At 29.1% G+C, this 6,552-nt stretch carries 6 protein-coding genes; all 6 read left to right on the plus strand.

Annotation, left to right across the window (positions count from 1 at the left end; all coding sequences use genetic code 11):
• Positions 1-10 precede the first annotated feature (10 nt).
• Positions 11-769, plus strand: coding sequence for an RNA polymerase sporulation sigma factor SigF (gene sigF, locus Q5O44_RS04330; RefSeq protein ID WP_022167166.1), 759 nt, complete (start codon positions 11-13; stop codon positions 767-769).
• Positions 770-952: 183 nt separating this feature from the next.
• Positions 953-1,426 carry a stage V sporulation protein AC gene (spoVAC, locus tag Q5O44_RS04335; RefSeq protein ID WP_022167167.1) on the plus strand — a complete coding sequence of 158 codons (474 nt, stop codon included), beginning with the start codon at positions 953-955 and terminating at the stop codon, positions 1,424-1,426.
• Positions 1,427-1,444: 18 nt separating this feature from the next.
• Positions 1,445-2,464, plus strand: coding sequence for a stage V sporulation protein AD (gene spoVAD, locus Q5O44_RS04340; protein ID WP_022167168.1), 1,020 nt, complete (start codon positions 1,445-1,447; stop codon positions 2,462-2,464).
• Positions 2,465-2,488: 24 nt separating this feature from the next.
• Positions 2,489-2,845 carry a stage V sporulation protein AE gene (spoVAE, locus tag Q5O44_RS04345; RefSeq protein ID WP_022167169.1) on the plus strand — a complete coding sequence of 119 codons (357 nt, stop codon included), beginning with the start codon at positions 2,489-2,491 and terminating at the stop codon, positions 2,843-2,845.
• A gap of 92 nt (positions 2,846-2,937) precedes the next feature.
• Positions 2,938-5,424, plus strand: coding sequence for a cation-transporting P-type ATPase (locus Q5O44_RS04350; RefSeq protein ID WP_022167170.1), 2,487 nt, complete (start codon positions 2,938-2,940; stop codon positions 5,422-5,424).
• An 18-nt stretch (positions 5,425-5,442) separates the two neighbouring features.
• A partial coding sequence (locus tag Q5O44_RS04355; RefSeq protein ID WP_302637391.1) for a ComEC/Rec2 family competence protein occupies positions 5,443-6,552 on the plus strand: 1,110 nt, incomplete at its 3' end.

Genomic DNA, 6,552 nt, shown 5'->3' on the forward strand with positions numbered 1-6,552 from the left:
GGAAGGTAGTATGAATAGTAAAGGTTTAAAAAACGAATATAGTTATTCAAGTAATTCGGAACTCTTACCACTTGCGAAAGCAGGCGATATAGAAGCTATGAATAGATTAATAGAAATAAATCTTCCATTGGTATCATCAATAAGTAAGAAGTTTATTAATAGGGGATATGATTATGAAGATATATTTCAAATAGGATCCATTGGATTAGTAAAAGCAATAAAGAATTTTGATGTAAAATTTAATGTTAAGTTTTCCACATATGCTGTTCCCATGATTATGGGAGAAATAAAAAGATTTTTAAGAGATGATGGAATCATTAAAGTTAGCAGAAATGTCAAAAACCTTGCAAGAAAGATACACTTTGATAGGGAAGCGTTGTCTAAAGATTTAAATAGAGAACCTACCATTGAAGAACTTTCACAGTATTCAGGAGTGAATAAAGAGGATATAGTACTTGCCATGGAGTCGAGTGCTAATCTTCAGTATTTATACGATACTATTCACCAAGATGATGGTTCACCGGTGTTATTAATAGATAAGATTAGTGAAGATAGTATTGAAGACAGTAATATGGTAGATAGAATTGCATTAAAAGATGTACTTCAAAACCTAGATAGCAAATCAAGACAAATTATAATGCTTCGTTATTTCAAGGATAAAACACAGGTACAAGTGGCCAAGATGCTTGGAATAAGTCAGGTTCAAGTATCGAGAATTGAAAAGAAAGTGCTCTTGGAAATGAGGAAACAATTAGAAGAATTAGAGTAAACGAAAGAAGGATAAAAATGAATATGATGTATTAATTGGCAGTTATAACAGTTTTTATGTTGTAGCTGCTTTTTATTATTCAAAAATTTAAAGAAAATAATAAATATGAGAGAGTAATAAGTGATATATATATATAATTTAAGAATTGGGAATACTAAATTTAAATTAGTAAGGAGGGTAAATATGAGTAGAGTTTCTAAAAAAGAGGAAGCAATTAAAGCTAAATATGAAAAGCTAAGTCAAGAAGCCAAGCCAAAACCAAAATATATAAAAAATATCATAATGGCATTTCTTATTGGCGGGGCTATATGTACCATTGGGCAAGGAATTTTTGAACTATTAAAGTTTTTTGGCATTTCTGAATATGATGCAAAGATATGGCTTCCAATAATAATGGTTTTTTTAGGGGCATTATTAACGGGTATTGGTGTATATGATAAAATTGCTAATTTTGCAGGAGCAGGAACGGTAGTACCTATAACAGGATTTGCTAACGCTGTGGTATCACCAGCCATTGAATTTAAAAAAGAAGGATTTGTTTTTGGTGTAGCAGCAAAGATGTTTACCATAGCAGGACCAGTACTTGTATATGGTATTGGCTCATCTGTAATCATAGGTATAATTTATTATTTGCTACTTTATTATTCAATACTATAAGAGAAGGGAGTCTATGGAATGGGGAATGATTTGAAAAAAATAGGTAATCAGACTATTAAATTAAATAGTAAGCCTAAAATTATTTCAACTTATTCAATAGTTGGACCAAAAGAAGGGCAGGGACCATTAGGTCAATATTTTCATGAAGTCATAAGTGATGATACTTTAGGTAAAGATAGCTTTGAAAAAGCAGAGTCAGAAATGATGTATACAGCTATAAAGGGTGCAATTAATAGTGCAAATTTAAAAGAAGAGGATATTGATTATTTATTTGCAGGAGACTTATTAAATCAGATAACTTCATCAGGATATGCTGCCAGAGATTTAAATATACCTTTTTTTGGATTGTATGGAGCATGTTCAACTATGTCAGAATCTTTGAGTATGGCATCTTTATTCATAGATGGAGATTTTGCAAAGTATGTAGTAGCTACCACTTCATCTCACTTCAGTTCAGCTGAGAGACAATTTAGGTTTCCATTAGAATATGGTTCTCAAAGAGCGCCAACAGCTCAGTGGACTGTAACAGGATCAGGCGCTATGGTGCTTTCTAAAGAAGGAGATTTTCCTATGGTTACCTACATAACAACAGGTATAGTAAAAGATTATGGTGAAAAAGATGCTAATAATATGGGAGCTGCTATGGCTCCAGCAGCTGTGGATACATTATATAATCACTTTAAAGATACAGGCAGAACTCCAGATTATTACGATATAATAGCTACTGGGGATTTAGGTAAAGTAGGAAAAAAGATGACATTAGAGATGTTAAAGGAATATGGCTATGATTTATCAAAAAATTATGTTGATTGTGGAGATATAATTTTTGATAATGAAACCCAAAATACTTGCTCAGGTGGAAGTGGCTGTGGATGTTCAGCTGTAGTAATGTGTGGATATTTTTATAAGAGGCTTATGAAAAAAGAAATAAAGAAGCTGCTTTTAATTTCAACTGGAGCGCTTATGAGTCCTACTAGTACTTTACAAGGTGAAAGCATTCCAGGTATAGCTCATGCAGTAGCCATTGAGTATGAATAATATTTTAGAAGGGGAATATAAAAAATGGAATATGTTAGTGCATTTATAGTAGGTGGATTAATTTGTGTTGTTGGGCAGATATTAATGGATACAACCAAGCTAACTCCAGCTAGAATCCTAGTTATATTTGTTACAGTAGGTGCTGTACTTGGAGCTTTTGGCATATATGATAAATTAGTAGATATAGGAGGGGCAGGAGCTACAATACCTCTTCCAAGCTTTGGTAACAGTCTAGCTAAAGCAGCAATACAAGCAGTACAGGAAGATGGATTGTTAGGTGCTTTTACTGGTGGTATTAAAGGTGCTGCTGGTGGAATAACAGCAGCAATATTTTTTGGTTATCTAATGGCATGTTTATTTAATCCTAAGACAAAAGAATAGTTTAATAAAAAAATTAATATACTTTAAAAAAGAATTAAAACCGTTTATAATTATTGTTATAAACGGTTATTATTTTAAAAGGAGTGTAACATTTGAAACAATATTATCAGAAAAGCTGGACGAAGGTTGTGGAGCTTTTAGGAAGTAATGTATATAAAGGGTTAATTGAATATGATTGCATCTTGCGCAGAGAACGTTATGGTGACAATAAAGTAACTATTCCTAATAAAAAAAGTGTAAAGCGTTCATTATTGGATAAGGTATTTAGCTGGACTAGCCTCATATATTTAGCTGTAGTTATATTATTTATTATCAAGAAAAAGTACATATTCTTAAGTATAGAATTAGCTGTGTATATCTTAGGACTAGTACATACAGCTTGGTATAGCTGGAAGAATAAAAAGAATGTTGAGTTTTTAAGTAAATTAAATACAACTAATGTAATGGTTCTTAGAGAAGGTGTTGAGAGAATTGTAACAGCTGAAGAACTTGTTATAGGAGACATAGTGATATTTAAGGAAAATTCTTTTATTTCAGCAGATTTAAGAATAATATCTTCCCAGGACTTGAAAGTTGATGAAAGAAGTATAACCGGCGATAAGATACTTAAAGATAAATATGAAGCTATGATTGACCATAATGTAGCATCTTTAAGTGATATAAGTAATATACTGTATAGAGGTAGTATTATAAAAAGAGGTAGTGGTAGTGGAGTAGTTATAGCTACTGGAATGAATACACACTTAGGAAAGCTATTATCATCTTTAGACAGGTATGAATTAAAGAAAAATTCAGGGTTTAAAGAGTTGGATGGAATCATTGGCAAGATGAATACAATTTGCATATTGATTACTATTATCTTATCATTTATAATTCCAGGAAAATCAACTATAAGACAAGATGTGTTATTAGCATGTATATTTATATCAACAGCGTTGATATATCCTATTATTTATTATGTATATGATAAAATAATTATTAAAGAATTAGAAAGGGAAGAAATATATTTAAATAATATTTTTTCATTAAATGATATTGATACAGTTAAGGTGTTATTTATTGAAAAGAATGGCTCAATAACTGAAGATAAGGCACAAGTAGAAAAGCTATTTTGTGATGAAACTTCTTTTTCAATTAAAGATATAGATAAGAAAAATACTGATTTATTAAGACTTATTGATATTTCCTGTATAACTAGCAATATTTATAATGACACAAAAGATGAAGATGATATTTTAGGTGAAGCATATATAAAGTTTTGTGAAGAATATAATTTTGACAGAAGTAGAATTGTTAAAGAAAATAGATTTAAATTTAGAACAGAAGTTAATTCAACTAACAGCATAAGGACTACTGTAACTAAAAATGAAAGAGGATTTAGGGCAACGTCAAGAGGAAGTCTTGATAAGATAATTCCAAAGTGCAAAAGTATATTGATTAATGGAGTTGAACATCCATTGACAGAAGAAGAAATAAATAAGATAAAACTTGCAGATTTATGTTTTTCAAGAGAAGGCCTAATTACTGAAGCCATGGCTTATAGAAGATTTAACTATGAACCATCAAAAGAAGAAAATATAGAAAGTAATATGATTCTTGTAGGATTATTTGGACTTAAAAATTTTATAGTTGAAGGTGTTAAAGAAGATATAGAAAATCTTTTTGATGATGGAATACTACCATTGTTATTTTGTGAAGATAATAAGATAAGTGCAGAAATATTAGGAAGAAACATAGGACTTATATCATCATCTAAGGAGGTTACTTCTGGTGTGGAGTTAAGCCATATGTCTGAAGAAGAATTTTATAAAACAATATCAAAAGCAAGAATATTTTGTAGGCTTAAGCCAGATCAGAAGTTGAAGATTGTAAATGCCTTTTATAAGGATGGGTTTAAGGTTGCTGTGGAAGGTGAAACATTAGGTGATTTATCTATCATATCTATGTCTAATATAGGTATAGGAAAGGCAAAAGCACCTAATATATTAAAAAAGATATGTGATATATATACAGATAAGAGTTCCATTAAATCTTTATTAAAATTGAAGAAAAAAGGTAAAGAAGTAAAAAGAGCTATTGAAAATGCAAGTCTTATGTATATGCAATTTACTTTAGCACAGATATTTGCCATGTATGCCTATTATTTTATAGATGATAACATATTATTTAAAGATGGCACTATAGCTATATTAAATTTACTATCAATACCAATAATTCTATTGGAACTTAATAATACAATGAAAGAAAGGTTACCTAAAAGTAATGTGTTTATAAATATGCTTTCTTTTATTGTTTTATCAATTACGCCTATAATACCTATGGAAGAAAACACTGAGATTGTTGTATTTTTGGTACTAACGATAAATATGCTCATTAGCTTATATAATGGCTTTAGTAAAAAGATATTTGAAAATAAGAACATTATTTATACATTGCTATACATAATTATAGTTGCAATTGGAGTAGTTTTGATATATAAAGGAAGCAACTTTATTTTAAATATAACATCAGTATCAGTGATATTGATATTTATGATAATTCATTTATTAATGATTTGGTTTGTGAAAAAGTGGCAATAATTAATTTGAGGTGTTGTCATGATTAAAGAAAGTGATGTTTATTATAATAATCCTTTGTTTTACATATTCATGGTATTGGTATTAGCATCATTTACATATGAAATTTATTATTATAATAAGCTGGCAGCAATTCTTATTGCAGCTAGCTTATTTTTTTTAATAGCTTTTAATACTGAAAGGCATCTTAAAGTGTTTTTACTGATAATTTTTATAATTGCACTTATGAATAATGTTTTTTATTATAATTATATCCCAAAAGCTAACGAAGAAATCAGAGTAGTTTCACTAAAGTATAATAGGGGAATTGGAGAGATAAAGGGGAGAAAAGTAAATATAACTATAGATAGCTTAGAAGAAATTGTAGGTAGTAAAATTTATGCAAAAGGAAATTTTACTAGAAATCTTAATATTTCTAAAGGTATAATAGGGGATTTTACAATAATTAAATATGAAAAGGGAAAAAAGGATCTAACTTCATATTTATATAACTTAAGAAAGGATTTATATGATAAAATTCAAATCAAATTAGGGGAAAGAAAAGCAGGAATAATTTCCTCAGTGGCTTATGGATATGATGATAATATTGATAGTTATGATAGAGAAAAGATGAAGTACTATGGAATCTCTCATGCCATATGTGTTTCAGGATTACATATTACAATGGTATATTCTATTGCCCTGTTATTTGGATCTAATTTATTAGGAATGATTGTTTCTTTTTTTTATATGTTATTTTCAGGTGCTAAGGAAGCAGCTATAAGGTCATATATAATGATTGTTATATCTAACTTAGCCATAAAGTTTAAACGTCAGTATAATATGATGGCTGCCTTATCATTGGCTGGCATAGTGATATTAATAGTTAAGCCTTATTGTTTGTTTAGTATTGGATTTATATTATCTTTTGTAAACATTGTTGGAATTTATTTTTTTAATAAGAAGATTAATAGGGTATTTTATAAGATTCCTTCTAAAATAAGGCAAGTAGTTGCTATAACTCTATCAACACAAATTTTTATTTTACCAATAACCATGATGTATTTTAATGAATTTTGTGCTAATTCAATCATAGGGAATCTACTAATTATACCTTTTATTAATATTATAATAATATTAGGTAATTTACTA

It is taken from the genome of Clostridium sp. CAG:221 (assembly GCA_000435835.1).
Classification (GTDB): Bacteria; Bacillota; Clostridia; order Clostridiales; family Clostridiaceae; genus Clostridium.

Excerpts from the sequence above, each read along its gene's own strand:
- sigF (WP_022167166.1), top strand. The coding sequence starts at position 11 with ATGAATAGTAAAGGTTTAAAAAACGAATATAGTTATTCAAGTAATTCG.
- spoVAC (WP_022167167.1), top strand. The coding sequence starts at position 953 with ATGAGTAGAGTTTCTAAAAAAGAGGAAGCAATTAAAGCTAAATATGAA.
- spoVAD (WP_022167168.1), top strand. The coding sequence starts at position 1,445 with ATGGGGAATGATTTGAAAAAAATAGGTAATCAGACTATTAAATTAAAT.
- spoVAE (WP_022167169.1), top strand. The coding sequence starts at position 2,489 with ATGGAATATGTTAGTGCATTTATAGTAGGTGGATTAATTTGTGTTGTT.